This is a genomic window from Veillonella sp. T34266-5 (genome assembly GCF_002959815.1).
In the GTDB taxonomy this organism is placed as follows: Bacteria; Bacillota; Negativicutes; order Veillonellales; family Veillonellaceae; genus Veillonella; species Veillonella atypica.
Map to the genome: position 1 here is coordinate 37,328 of NZ_PPCZ01000016.1, position 12,566 is coordinate 49,893.

The following is a 12,566-nucleotide window of genomic DNA, read 5'->3' on the forward strand; positions in this document are numbered from 1 at the left end:
AATTGGAGATTATCCAGAAAGTGAGGTCTTTATGGCTACATTGAGTCAAGATCAAAAACAATTAGTACAAGAGAAAGCAAAAGCGATTCGCGTAAGCATCGTACAGTCCGTTACAGCGGCTAAATCTGGACATCCAGGTGGCTCTTTATCCATTGCTGATGTAATGTCTCTGTTATATTTTGTAGAAATGAATGTAGACCCAAGTAATCCTAAAAAGCAAGATCGTGACCGTTTTGTTTTATCAAAAGGCCATGCAGCGCCAGCATTGTATGCAACACTAGCTGAAAAGGGATATTTTCCAAAATCCGAATTAATCAATTTGAGGAAAATTAATCATTTCTTACAAGGTCATCCAGATATGAAACATACAGCTGGTGTAGATATGTCTACAGGTTCTTTAGGCCAAGGGATTTCTGCAGCTTGTGGTATGGCATTAGCCGGTAAAATCGACAAAGCCGATTATCGTGTATATTCCATTCTCGGTGATGGTGAACTTGAAGAAGGTCAAGTATGGGAAGCTGCTATGTTTGCAGGCCACTATAAATTAAATAATTTGACTGCCTTTGTAGATTATAATGGACTACAAATTGATGGTGATATTGAAAAAGTTATGTCCCCATTGCCAATTCCAGATAAATTTAAAGCTTTCAAATGGAATGTTATTGAAGTAAATGGTCACAATGTTGACGAATTACATCAAGCCATTGAAGATGCGAAAGCTTTCACAGATGGCCCTACATGTATCGTAATGCATACTGTAAAAGGTAAAGGTGTTGCAGAAATGGAAGGTCAAGCTGGTTGGCATGGTAAAGCTCCGAGTGAAGAACAAGGTGTGGCATTCGTAAACGAAATCATGGGGGTACAATAATGGGTAAAGCAACACGTGAAGCGTACGGTAATGCGCTAGCAAAAATTGGTAAAGAAAATTCTAATATTATTGTTCTTGATGCTGATTTATCAAAATCTACTAAGACTGATACATTTAAGAAAGAGTGTCCAGAACGTTTCTTTAATGTAGGTATTGCTGAACAAAATCTAATCTCTGTAGGTGCCGGTTTAGCTGCAGCAGGTAAGATTCCATTTGTATCTTCCTTTGCTATGTTTGCAACTGGTCGTGCATTTGAACAAATCCGTAATGCTGTATGCTATCCAAAACTTAATGTGAAAGTATGTGCTACACATGCAGGTATTACTGTGGGTGAAGATGGTGCAACTCATCAAAGTTTAGAAGATATCGCATGTATGCGTGTTTTACCAAATATGACTGTTATTGTGCCAGCAGATGAAAAAGAAACAGAATCTGTCATTCAATGGGCAGCTGATTATAATGGTCCAGTTTATGTACGTCTCGGTCGTGCTGGTGTTGATGATGTAACCGCAGAAGGATATACTTTCACACCTGGTAAATCCAATCAATTAAAAGATGGTTCTGATGTGACAATTATCGCTTGTGGTGCTTTAGTAGGCCCTGCAGTTGAAGCAGCTAAGCAACTAGAAGATGAACAAATTTCTGCTCGCGTTATTAATATGGCATCCATTAAACCTATCGATGCTAATGCTATCATTAAAGCCGCTGAAGAAACAGGTGCTATTGTGACTGCTGAAGAACATAATATTTTAGGCGGTTTAGGTTCTGCAGTATCTGAAGTTGTTGTTACACATAGACCTGTTCCTATGGAATTCGTTGGTGTTCAAGACACATTTGGGGAGAGTGGTACACCAAAAGAATTGATGGCGAAATATGGTTTAACAGCTGAAGATATTGTAAAAGCAACTAAAAAAGTGGTGACACGTAAATAAAAGGGGAACCAATGATAGAATTTAAGAATGTTAGTAAAGTATATGAAAACGGATCTACCGCACTTGATAATGTGTGCCTCACCATTAATGATGGTGAGTTTGTATTGATTTGTGGTCATAGTGGGGCTGGTAAATCTACGTTATTTAAATTATTAACTCATGAAGTTACACCAGATACTGGAGTTGTCATAGTTGATGAATTTGATGTTACAAAAATGAAACGTAGTAAAATACCAAAATTGCGTCGTAAATTAGGCGTAGTATTTCAAGATTTCCGACTATTACCTAACAAAAGCGTAGCTGAAAATATCGCTTTTGCTTTAGAGGTTATCGAGGAGAAGCCTAAGGTAATTAAAGAGAAGGTGGCTCACGTTCTTGAATTAGTTGGTTTATCTGATAAGGCGAATGATTTACCAGAGGACTTATCTGGTGGTGAACAGCAACGTGTAGCAATTGCACGGGCTATCGTCAATCGTCCATCTGTATTAATTGCAGATGAACCAACAGGCAATCTTGATCCTAATACAAGTAAAGGCATTGTAGATTTGTTCAAGCATATCAATAATTTTGGCACTACTGTAATTATGGTTACCCATAATATGGATATTGTTACATATTTAAATAAGCGAGTTATCGAATTAAAAGATGGTCGTGTTCTTAGTGATAATATGAGGGGTGCAGAATTTAATGAAGCCTAGAACAATGAAATATTTCTTTAAGGAAGCCTTAAAGTCCATGAAACGCAATGGCCTTATGACATTAGCGTCTATTTCCACTGTAGCATTATCTTTATTTATGCTTGGTGTATTTCTCTGTGGCGTTATCAATCTTAATAACATGGCATCGAGCTTAGAGAATCAAGTGCAGTTAAGTGTGTATTTGAAAGATGGTCTTACTACAGAGCAAATTATGGCTGTTGGTAAGCAAGTGAAAGCAATTCCAAATCTAAAACGCTTAGAATTTGTTAATAAAGAACAAGCTATGAAAGAATTTAAGGAACGCTTAGGGGATCAACAACAATTGGTGAACGCCTTAGGTGGTGTAAATCCATTGCCAAACTCTTATGTTCTTACCTTTGAAAATCCTGAAGATGTTAAATCTACAGCTAAATTAGTAACTACATTCCAAGGCGTAGAAAGTACACATTATGGTCAAGACATCATTGAGGAATTGTTCCGAATTACACAAATTATCCGTATTGGTGGTATCGTACTCATCGGTTTCTTAGCAGCAGCTACATTGTTTATTATTTCTAACACTATTCGTTTAACTGTATTTGCTCGTCGCAAAGAGATTGCGATTATGAAATATGTAGGTGCTACTAATGGCTTTATTCGTTGGCCATTTGTTATCGAAGGCATGTTGTTAGGCTTTATTGGGTCCATTATTGCCGTATTATGCGTGGGTGAGTTCTATCATTTTATTACCATAGAAGTATCCGATTCACTTGCATTCTTCCCATTAGTTCCTATGTTCCCATTCTTCTATCAATTAGTAGCATGCTTAATTGGCGGTGGGATTATCGTAGGCATTATTGGCAGTACCATTTCATTAAAACAATATATGAAAGTATAGTAGAGGGATTATGAGACAGTATACATTTAAAACTCGTCTCGTAGCAGCCCTTCTTTCGGGAGTGGTATTATGCGGGACACCAGCCTATATTATGGCTGAAGATGAAGATTTAACAAATCAATTAGATTCGATTCAACAACAAGTTAACCAGCAAAATGCTGCAAAAGCAGATGCGGAAACTGTGATTGGAAGCGTTTCTGAACAGTTGCGACAAATTGAAGAACAACTTCGTCAAGCGACTGCTGAGTTAGGTACGATTAAAGAGCAGCGTGTAGCTGTAGAAAATGATATTACACTTAATGAACGTCAATTGGCAGAGGCTCAAAAACGATTAGAAGGTCGAGAATCCATATTTTATAAACGAGTTCGTGATATTTATATCAATGGACGACTTAGTTATCTTGATGTAGTCATTGGGTCTAAAGATTTTAGTGATTTCGCTAATCGATTAGAGGTTTTAAAACGAATTATTGATTCCGATATTACACTGATTAACGAAATTAAAAAAGAACGTGCTGAAATTGAAGCTCATAAACAAAAACTTGAAGCAGATCGTGCTAAGTTGGTTGAATTAGAAAAAGCGGCTCTTGCTAAACAGGCTGAAATTGAACAGAAAAAAGCAGAGCGTAATGTGGTTCTTCAAAAAGCACAAAATGATAGAGCCACTGCTATGCAAGCCATTGAAGAACTTAATGCTTCTTCGGCGCAAGTAAGTGCTATGTTGAAAGAGCGACAAGCTGCACGTGCTGCTGCAGCTGCTGCAGCAGCGGCCGCAGCAGCTCAATCCTCTGGTGGGCAAGGTGCATCAGATAATTGGGTACAAGGTACAGGACAACTTGGCTGGCCAGTTAGTGGTGAAATTACGTCTCCTTATGGCTATCGTGTTCATCCAATTTGGGGTACTACGATTTATCATTCCGGTATTGATATTGGCGTTGATGAAGGAACACCTGTTCATGCTGCTGATGGTGGCGTCGTAGTTTGGTCCGGATGGATGGGCGGCTATGGCTATGCTGTAGTTATCGATCATGGTAATGGTCTTTCTACACTATATGGTCATAACTCTGAACTCGCTGTAGATGAAGGTCAGTCTGTTGCGAAAGGTCAAGTTATTTCCTATGCCGGTAGTACGGGCAATAGTACAGGACCTCATGTTCACTTTGAAGTTCGCGTAAACGGGGATCCAGTTGATCCTATGGGTTATTTATAGAATGAATAATAATTTTAAAAGAATTGGTTTAGCGCTAATTAAATATATATTTGCGTCCATTATTATGTTGTGGCTCGTATTTTGGTATATTTCCGGATCAGCTATGGGGTTGCCTCGATTTGTGGTGACTTATTACATAGCGACTCAGAAATTTATGACGCCTGTAAGTAAAGCCACATTGTTTGATGGTATGTTAAAAGGTTTAGTAGCTTCCCTAGGAGAACCTCATAGTGTCTATTTAGATAAGGATGACTTTGAATCTATGAAGGAGCATACATCTGGCACATATGCAGGTGTGGGCATGGTTCTTGGACATGGTTCAAAGGGGTTAGAAGCAGTATCCGTTATTGATGATATGCCGGCTTATAAAGCTGGCATCAAAAGCGGTGATCACATCGTATCCATTGATGGTGTAGATACTAATTCTATGACGATTGAGGATGCAGCTTCAAAAATACGTGGTGAGGCTGGAAGCAATGTAACGATTGTGGTTGAACGGGATAATCAATTATTAACGTTTAACGTAACAAGAGAAGAGATTGTATTACCTACAGTAAAAAGTAAGATGCTAACCGACCATATTGGATATATTCGAATCAGTCAATTTGCTGAACATACAGCAGGAGATTTTAAAACTCAATATGAGCAGCTTCTCTCTGAAGGGATGACTTCGTTAGTTCTAGACCTACGCGATAATCCTGGTGGATTACTTAATAGTGCTCAAGATATTGCCAGCATTATTATGCCAGAAGGTACATTAGTATCTTTCACTACACGTGATGGAAAGAGAAAAAACTACGTATCCGATGGAAAGAATCCCGCATTGCCTATGGTTGTTCTTATTAATAAAGGCTCTGCTAGTGCATCTGAAATCATTGCCGGCGCTATTCAAGATAGAAAGTTAGGTACTATTGTAGGTACTAATAGTTATGGTAAAGGGACTGTTCAAAGCGTATATCCAAATCTAGAGGATGAAGGTATTAAAGTGACGATTGCTAAATACCATACTCCTAATGATCGTGTTATTGATGGAACTGGTATTCAACCAGATGTAGTTCTAGAATTACCAAAGGGAACTACACCATCTAGTGATATGTCAGATATTCAAATTCAAAAGGCAATAGAACTATTAAAATAGTTTTGCAGAAAAGGATGTAATTATGTTTATAGATCGCGCTCGTGTATTTGTAAAAGCGGGTGATGGCGGAGACGGCATGTCCAGTTTTCGTCGAGAGAAATATGTTCCTAATGGCGGGCCTAGCGGTGGCGATGGTGGTCAAGGGGCAGATGTCGTTTTAAAAGCAGATAAAAATATTAATACTCTTGTAGATTTTCGTTATAAACGTCAATTTAAAGCACCGAAGGGTGGCAATGGTGAAAGTGCTAATAAACATGGTCGTGGCGCAGAGGATTTAATTATTCCTGTTCCATTAGGCACTGTTGTTAAGGACGAAGAATCAGGCAAGGTGTTCTGTGACTTGGTTCACGATGGTGATACCTTTATCATTGCTAAAGGCGGTCGTGGTGGTCGCGGTAATGCGAGATTCCTATCTAGTTCTAATCGTGCCCCTACCTTTGCTGAAAAAGGGGAGCCAGGGGAAGAACGTTGGTTACAACTAGAGTTAAAGGTGTTGGCTGATGTGGGTTTACTTGGTTATCCAAGCGTTGGTAAATCAAGTATTCTACGCAAAGTATCTAAAGCACAACCAGAAGTGGCAGCTTATCACTTTACAACATTAACACCTGTATTGGGGGTTGTTACCATTTCTGGTGACCGTAGCTTTGTCTTAGCTGATATTCCGGGTCTTATCGAAGGTGCCAGCGAAGGTGTAGGCCTTGGACATAACTTCTTACGACACGTAGAACGTACGAATATTCTCATCCACGTTCTTGATGTATCTGGTATAGAAGGACGTGATCCTAAGGTAGATTTTGATGCTATTAATGATGAGTTACGTAAATACTCAGAAAAATTAGCTAATAAGAAACAAATTGTAGCACTCAATAAAATTGATCTTGTCTTTGATGATGAAACAATTCCAAAAACAAAAGCTTATTTTGAGGATAAAGGCTATGAAGTTTTCTTAATTAATGCACTAAGTGGCGAAGGTTTACCTGAGCTTATGGAACGTGCTTATTATTACGTAGAAAATTATGAGCCAGAAGTTGAAGCCACTGATGATACGGTTATGTATGAAGCGAAACCAGATACTGAATTTGTCATTACCCGTGGCGATGATGCAGCCTTTTATATTACAGGTAAGCGTATCGAACGACTTGTGGCGATGACCAATCTTGACGATGATCAATCATTACGTCGATTCCAACGTATTTGGCGTTTTATGGAATTGGATAATAAATTACGTGAAAAAGGGTGCCAAGAAGGCGATGAAGTTGTTATTGGTGACCAACGATTCACATTCAGAGACTAGGAGTTATAATGACAGGAAAACAAAAACGGTATTTACGCTCATTAGCTGCCACTATGCCAGCTGTTGTGCAAATTGGTAAAAATGGCCTTGAGGATAGCGTCATTGATAGTACTAGAGCAGCATTGATGGCTCGTGAGTTAATTAAGGTTAAATTGCTTAATAATAGTCCAGAAGATAAAGCGATTTTCCAAGAATTGGCTGATATGCTTGGGGCTGAATTAGTACAAGTTATTGGATTCAATGGTGTTCTTTATAAAGCTAAAAAAGAACCAAAAATTATATTACCGAAATAATAGTTATAACCTTTTTCCCTTATAGGAGATGATTGTATGAGAGATGCCATTAAGAATGCTAAACGCATTGTTGTAAAAGTGGGGAGCAGTACATTATGTTACCCAAATGGTCATTTAAATTTAGAACGGATAGAACATTTAGTCCGTCAATTATCAGATCTTGCCAACCAAGGGAAAGAGGTTATTCTTGTTTCCTCGGGTGCTACCGGTGCAGGACTTGCACCACTAGGATTTAAAGAAAAACCAAGAGATCTTGTGTTACGTCAAGCATCAGCTGCAGTAGGACAAGGTGTACTCATTCATATGTATGAACGCATGTTTAGAGAATATGGAAGAACCGTAGCTCAAATATTGTTGACTAAGGAGGATAGTACTTCTCGTCATAGTTATTTGAACCTACGTAATACACTACATGCTTTATTACAACTTCATGTCATCCCTATCATTAACGAAAATGATGTTGTAGCTATTGAAGAATATAAAATAGGCGATAATGATACCTTATCGGCCACTGTAGCTGGTATTGTAGAGGCTGATGTACTTATTATTTTATCTGATATTGATGGTTTATATACGGCCAACCCAGCTACAGATTCTACAGCTACTTTAATCCATGAAGTTTCTATGATTACAGATGAAACTTATGAAATTGCTGGCGGTGCTGGTTCAAGTATGGGAACCGGTGGAATGTATACTAAAATTAAGGCTGCCCATATGGCGACTAATTCAGGTATACATATGATTATTGCCAGTGGTGAATCAGATAACTCACTCCGTAAAGTATGTAAAGGTGAGAATATAGGTACATTATTTGTCGCTAATGATCAAGGTGTTTCACAAAAGCATCATTGGGTAGCTTATGGTAAGCGCTTAAGTGGCAGCATTACTATAGATGAAGGGTGTACAAGAGCTGTATTACATCACGGCGCTAGTATTTTACCAGCCGGTATTATAGAAGTGGATGGAGCTTTTGAACCTGGTGATACGGTATCAATTATTGCTCAGGGAAAAGAAATTGCCAGAGGATTAGTGAATTATAGTTCTACAGATTTGCTCAAAATTAAAGGTCATAATACGCAAGATATAGCTCGTGTATTAGAAATTGATACAACATATGATGAGGTTGTTCATAGAAATAACTTAGTAATTATTCATTGATGAGGTGCAGTATGAATTCATATGAAAGTATATTTAAAGAAATGGGTGAATCTGCACGAGCAGCATCTATTGTTTTACAGCAATTACCAGAGGTACGCATCAATGAGATATTATGTGATATGGCCGATGCGTTAGTTCAACATAGTGAACAAATTTTAATAGCTAATAACATGGACATGGATTCTGCTCGTGGCGTGGTACCTGATACGATGTTAGATAGATTACTACTATCTAAAGATCGCATTCATCAAATGGCAGAAGGTGTTCGTCAAGTTAGTCTATTACCATCTCCGGTAGGAAGCGTACTAGAAAATATCGATAGGCCCAATGGACTTCATATTGAGAAGCGTGCTGTACCATTTGGTGTTATAGGTATTATTTTTGAGGCGCGTCCTAATGTAACCGTTGATGCCGGAGCGTTATGTTTTAAAACTGCTAATGCCACCATTCTGCGCGGTGGTAAGGAAGCGTTCCGTACAAATCGCATCATCGTATCCATTATGCAAGACGTATTAGAGGCCCATGATTTACCAAGAGAAGCTATCCAGTTGGTAGAAGTTTTGGATCGTGAAGCTGTCAGTGTATTGCTACAACAACGTCGTTATATAGATGTAGTCATCCCACGAGGCGGTGCAGGATTAATTCAACGCGTTGTACGCGATAGTATGATACCAGTTATAGAAACAGGAAGTGGTATCTGTCACACCTATGTTGATGCTGAAGCTAACATTGATATGGCTGTTGATATAGCTGTTAATGCTAAGGTGCAGCGTCCATCTGTATGTAATTCCATGGAAACTTTATTAGTCCATAGTTCTATTGCAAAAGAGTTCTTATTGGCCTTAGAAACAAAGTTAGTACATCACCATGTAACGATTCATGGCACACCAGAGGTCTTACAAATCGTTAATGGTGTTGCTGTGGAGGATAATTCTTTTGGAACAGAATATAATGATTTTGATTTAAATGTAGCTATTGTATCATCTGTGGATGAGGCTATTTCACATATTAATCGGTATACAACTCATCATTCTGAAGCAATTGTTACCGATAATAATACGACTGCTCAGCATTTTATGAATTTAATCGATTGTTCGACCGTGTACCATAATGCTTCAACCCGATTTACAGATGGTTTTGAATTTGGATTTGGTGCTGAAATTGGCATTAGTACACAAAAACTTCATGCTCGTGGACCAATGGGCTTACAAGCATTAACATCCTATAAATATTTTGTATTTGGTACAGGACAAATTCGTTCGTGATGCGTTTATATTATTTGATACGAGCCTATTATCGTTATATTCAAACGCCTAAGGGGCACTATGAGTGGGTATCGTATGTAAAAGCATTGGCATTATTTATCTTGATTTGCATTATAGTCATAAAGGGTGTGACTTATATATGGTAGAGAAAAGACGGATTGGTATTATTGGTGGAACTTTTAACCCCATCCACTTAGGACATCTAATGATTGCAGAGGTAGCAAGAGAAAGCTTTCATTTAGAAAAGGTCATATTTGTTCCCGCTAGAATACCTCCTCATAAACATAATGATGTTATTGATGCTAAGCATCGGTATGCCATGACAGCTGCAGCGGTAGCAGATAACCCGTACTTTGAAATATCCGATGTGGAAATGCGTCGTGAAGGGCCTTCATATACAATTGATACCATTCATCATTTCAAAAAAATATACGGAGATTCTGTTTCCTTTTACTTTATAGCTGGCACAGATACAATACGAGATTTACCTAATTGGAAATTTATTGATGAATTATTAGAGCATTGTCATTTTATTGGTGCTATGAGGCCTGATGGCTCTCAAGTTGTTGATACAACATTAGAGTTATTAGGTTCCAAAGCTAAGGATAGAATCCATTTAATGAATGTACCAGAAATGAAATTATCTGCTACTTATTTACGAGACCGACTGCGTCATGGTTTGACGGTCAGATATATGTTACCTAAATGTGTAGTTCAATATATTGAAAAATATGATATTTATCGGAAGGAATAATTAAAGGTGGATATACAACAAATTGAAACCGACTTATCTAATAAATTAAGTAAAAAGCGTTTTATACACACTTTAGGTGTTGTAGAGTCCGCTGTTTATTTAGCAAAAAAATATGGGGCTAATGTAGAAGATGCTCGGTTAGCGGCATTATTACATGATTGTGCTAAAGAATTACCTCTATTAGAAATGCAAGATGTAGTTGCAGATTTGTCTTGTGATGTCGATATGTTGCATAGCGGTGCGTTATTACATGGTTTAGCAGGCATGGTATTAGCGAATACTCAATATGGTATTACTAACCGGGATGTATTGGAGGCTATACGTGTTCATACAACTGGTAAAGTGGGAATGTCAAAGTTGGATAAAGTTATATTTTTAGCCGATTATATTGAGCCTAATCGCAATTTTCCTGGCGTAAATGATATTCGTGCTGCTGCAGAACAGTCCCTTGATACTGGGGTGTTATGTGGATTTGATACGACAATTCGACATTTAATTGATAGTGGTGATACTATTTATCCTCTTACAATAATTAGCCGTAATGATCTTATACAGCACATGAAAAAAGGAGGTGCCTACAATGGATGAGCTTGAAAAGGCGCGAGCCCGTCGTCGTAGAAGACGTCGAGAACGTCAAATGAAAAAAAATAAGCTACAGTGGGGCCGTTTAATCATTGCATTCGTGTTAGCACTCACTGTTATTTGTGGTATAGGCTGGGGCATGTATAGTGGAATTAGCTATGTATATCATCGGGTAACGCAAACCGATACGGCAAGTGAAATAGAAGAATCCAGTGAACCTAAACATACTGATACACTTAATGTAGAACAGAAGGCATTGGATAAGCCTGTGTATGTATTAATTGTAGGGCGAGATAAAAATAATCCGAGTCAAGCTGATTCATTATTCCTCATGTCTATCAATATGAATACCAACACGATGGATATTATTGGTATTCCTAGCAATAGTAAGATTGAAAGCAGAGATCAAAAATCTGCTTCTATGTTAAATCAAATGTATGCAGAAGGGAATATTGAATTAACAAAAGCAGTTGTAGAGGATATATTCCATATCAGTATACCTTACTATGTTGTCGTAGATGAGACAGCTTTCAAAAAAACAAGTGATGTTTTGGGTAGTCAGCAGTTTTATGTAGAAAAGAATATGGAACATGTTGATGCTGAAACAGGTAGCAAAGATATAGATTTACGAAGAGGCTATCAAAATTTAGATAGTGACAATGCATTAGCATATTTACGCTATACAGATGAAAATAACGATAATTTTGGACGCGTACAACGACAAGAACGATTCTTGAAATTATGGGTTGATCGTGAACAAGATACATGGTTTATTACTAAAGCTTGGCATATTTGGCGTTTATGGAGCCATTATGAAAGTAATATATCCACTTGGGATGCCATTAAATTAATGCGTTCCATTGGACAAATGGAAAAGGACCATATTCATTTTTATATATTGCCTGGTGAAAAAGAAAAAATTAATGATGTTGTGTATTGGCATGTTAATCCAACCGAAGCTCAACGTTTAGTGGGAATAACGATGGGAACATTGGCCCCTGAAGATTTAAGTCAATTTGTTTCTACACCTGAAACGAAAAAGGCGCCTGTTGCTGTAGAATCAGAACAAAGTACACGTGTAAAACCATCAGAACCAGGTTCGGAACCAGAAAAGAAAGAATAATAGGAGATACAATGAAACAAAAAGAAGAAATTAAACAACATGTATTAGCACTTGCACAAGCAGCTTATGATAAAAAAGGTCATGATATTGAAATCCTTGATTTAGAAGGTGTTTCCATGTTAGGTGATTATTTTATGATTGTAAGCGCCAATAATATTAAACAATCTCAAAGTATTGCAGATGAAATTGAAGATAAAGCAGCAGAACAAGGCATGACAGTTCTTCACCGTGAAGGATATCGCGAAGGTGAATGGGTATTGTTGGACTTTGGTGATATCATTTGCCATGTATTTGGTAACGATGAAATTCGTGAATTTTATGGACTTGAAGCCTTATGGAACGATGCTGGACGTGTTCCTTTTGAAGGAGAATAA

General features: G+C 37.8%; 14 protein-coding genes. All 14 read left to right on the forward strand.

All coding sequences use genetic code 11. From position 1 onward, the window contains the following. The first annotated feature begins 31 nt into the window (after positions 1–31). The 14 genes from VIHSUH07_RS06030 to rsfS all read left to right on the forward strand — a co-directional run bounded on the left by VIHSUH07_RS06030 (position 32) and on the right by rsfS (position 12,566). Positions 32–868: a transketolase gene (locus VIHSUH07_RS06030; protein WP_105084268.1), complete on the forward strand. Its 837-nt coding sequence runs from the start codon at positions 32–34 to the stop codon at positions 866–868. Beyond that, positions 868–1,800, forward strand: a complete 933-nt coding sequence (locus VIHSUH07_RS06035) for a transketolase family protein (RefSeq protein ID WP_105084269.1) — start codon at positions 868–870, stop codon at positions 1,798–1,800. The genes VIHSUH07_RS06030 and VIHSUH07_RS06035 overlap by 1 nt, the downstream gene beginning before the upstream one ends. 11 nt (positions 1,801–1,811) lie before the next feature. Further along, complete coding sequence (ftsE, locus tag VIHSUH07_RS06040) at positions 1,812–2,498, forward strand: cell division ATP-binding protein FtsE (RefSeq protein WP_105084270.1); 687 nt, start codon at positions 1,812–1,814, stop codon at positions 2,496–2,498. Continuing rightward, on the forward strand, positions 2,488–3,375 hold the full coding sequence (gene ftsX, locus VIHSUH07_RS06045) for a permease-like cell division protein FtsX (protein ID WP_105084271.1): 888 nt from the start codon (positions 2,488–2,490) through the stop codon (positions 3,373–3,375). The genes ftsE and ftsX overlap by 11 nt, the downstream gene beginning before the upstream one ends. 10 nt (positions 3,376–3,385) lie before the next feature. Beyond that, the gene (locus VIHSUH07_RS06050; RefSeq protein ID WP_105084272.1) at positions 3,386–4,585 is read left to right on the forward strand and encodes a murein hydrolase activator EnvC family protein; all 1,200 of its coding nucleotides are present in this window, start codon (positions 3,386–3,388) and stop codon (positions 4,583–4,585) included. Position 4,586: 1 nt separating this feature from the next. Continuing rightward, the gene (locus VIHSUH07_RS06055) at positions 4,587–5,723 is read left to right on the forward strand and encodes a S41 family peptidase (protein WP_105084273.1); all 1,137 of its coding nucleotides are present in this window, start codon (positions 4,587–4,589) and stop codon (positions 5,721–5,723) included. A gap of 22 nt (positions 5,724–5,745) precedes the next feature. Then, the gene (gene obgE, locus VIHSUH07_RS06060) at positions 5,746–7,017 is read left to right on the forward strand and encodes a GTPase ObgE (protein ID WP_105084274.1); all 1,272 of its coding nucleotides are present in this window, start codon (positions 5,746–5,748) and stop codon (positions 7,015–7,017) included. 8 nt (positions 7,018–7,025) lie between these two features. Next, a complete protein-coding gene (gene yhbY, locus VIHSUH07_RS06065) occupies positions 7,026–7,310 on the forward strand; it encodes a ribosome assembly RNA-binding protein YhbY (protein WP_105084275.1) in 285 nt (94 codons plus the stop codon). 36 nt (positions 7,311–7,346) lie between these two features. Further along, complete coding sequence (proB, locus tag VIHSUH07_RS06070) at positions 7,347–8,468, forward strand: glutamate 5-kinase (protein ID WP_105084276.1); 1,122 nt, start codon at positions 7,347–7,349, stop codon at positions 8,466–8,468. Between the two features lie 11 nt (positions 8,469–8,479). Continuing rightward, positions 8,480–9,733, forward strand: coding sequence for a glutamate-5-semialdehyde dehydrogenase (locus tag VIHSUH07_RS06075; protein WP_105084277.1), 1,254 nt, complete (start codon positions 8,480–8,482; stop codon positions 9,731–9,733). A gap of 139 nt (positions 9,734–9,872) precedes the next feature. Further along, the gene (gene nadD, locus VIHSUH07_RS06080; RefSeq protein ID WP_105084278.1) at positions 9,873–10,487 is read left to right on the forward strand and encodes a nicotinate-nucleotide adenylyltransferase; all 615 of its coding nucleotides are present in this window, start codon (positions 9,873–9,875) and stop codon (positions 10,485–10,487) included. A 6-nt stretch (positions 10,488–10,493) separates the two neighbouring features. Then, positions 10,494–11,075, forward strand: a complete 582-nt coding sequence (gene yqeK, locus VIHSUH07_RS06085) for a bis(5'-nucleosyl)-tetraphosphatase (symmetrical) YqeK (protein ID WP_105084279.1) — start codon at positions 10,494–10,496, stop codon at positions 11,073–11,075. Then, positions 11,068–12,192 carry an LCP family protein gene (locus VIHSUH07_RS06090; protein ID WP_105084280.1) on the forward strand — a complete coding sequence of 375 codons (1,125 nt, stop codon included), beginning with the start codon at positions 11,068–11,070 and terminating at the stop codon, positions 12,190–12,192. Before yqeK ends, VIHSUH07_RS06090 begins: the two co-directional genes overlap by 8 nt. A gap of 11 nt (positions 12,193–12,203) precedes the next feature. Then, complete coding sequence (gene rsfS / locus VIHSUH07_RS06095; RefSeq protein ID WP_105084281.1) at positions 12,204–12,566, forward strand: ribosome silencing factor; 363 nt, start codon at positions 12,204–12,206, stop codon at positions 12,564–12,566.

Bases quoted from the DNA above. Each gene is read 5' to 3' on its own strand.
- VIHSUH07_RS06035 (WP_105084269.1), top strand. From the start codon at position 868: ATGGGTAAAGCAACACGTGAAGCGTACGGTAATGCGCTAGCAAAAATT.
- VIHSUH07_RS06075 (WP_105084277.1), top strand. From the start codon at position 8,480: ATGAATTCATATGAAAGTATATTTAAAGAAATGGGTGAATCTGCACGA.
- VIHSUH07_RS06030 (WP_105084268.1), top strand. From the start codon at position 32: ATGGCTACATTGAGTCAAGATCAAAAACAATTAGTACAAGAGAAAGCA.
- proB (WP_105084276.1), top strand. From the start codon at position 7,347: ATGAGAGATGCCATTAAGAATGCTAAACGCATTGTTGTAAAAGTGGGG.
- ftsE (WP_105084270.1), top strand. From the start codon at position 1,812: ATGATAGAATTTAAGAATGTTAGTAAAGTATATGAAAACGGATCTACC.
- nadD (WP_105084278.1), top strand. From the start codon at position 9,873: ATGGTAGAGAAAAGACGGATTGGTATTATTGGTGGAACTTTTAACCCC.
- ftsX (WP_105084271.1), top strand. From the start codon at position 2,488: ATGAAGCCTAGAACAATGAAATATTTCTTTAAGGAAGCCTTAAAGTCC.
- rsfS (WP_105084281.1), top strand. From the start codon at position 12,204: ATGAAACAAAAAGAAGAAATTAAACAACATGTATTAGCACTTGCACAA.
- VIHSUH07_RS06055 (WP_105084273.1), top strand. From the start codon at position 4,587: ATGAATAATAATTTTAAAAGAATTGGTTTAGCGCTAATTAAATATATA.
- obgE (WP_105084274.1), top strand. From the start codon at position 5,746: ATGTTTATAGATCGCGCTCGTGTATTTGTAAAAGCGGGTGATGGCGGA.
- yhbY (WP_105084275.1), top strand. From the start codon at position 7,026: ATGACAGGAAAACAAAAACGGTATTTACGCTCATTAGCTGCCACTATG.
- VIHSUH07_RS06050 (WP_105084272.1), top strand. From the start codon at position 3,386: ATGAGACAGTATACATTTAAAACTCGTCTCGTAGCAGCCCTTCTTTCG.
- VIHSUH07_RS06090 (WP_105084280.1), top strand. From the start codon at position 11,068: ATGGATGAGCTTGAAAAGGCGCGAGCCCGTCGTCGTAGAAGACGTCGA.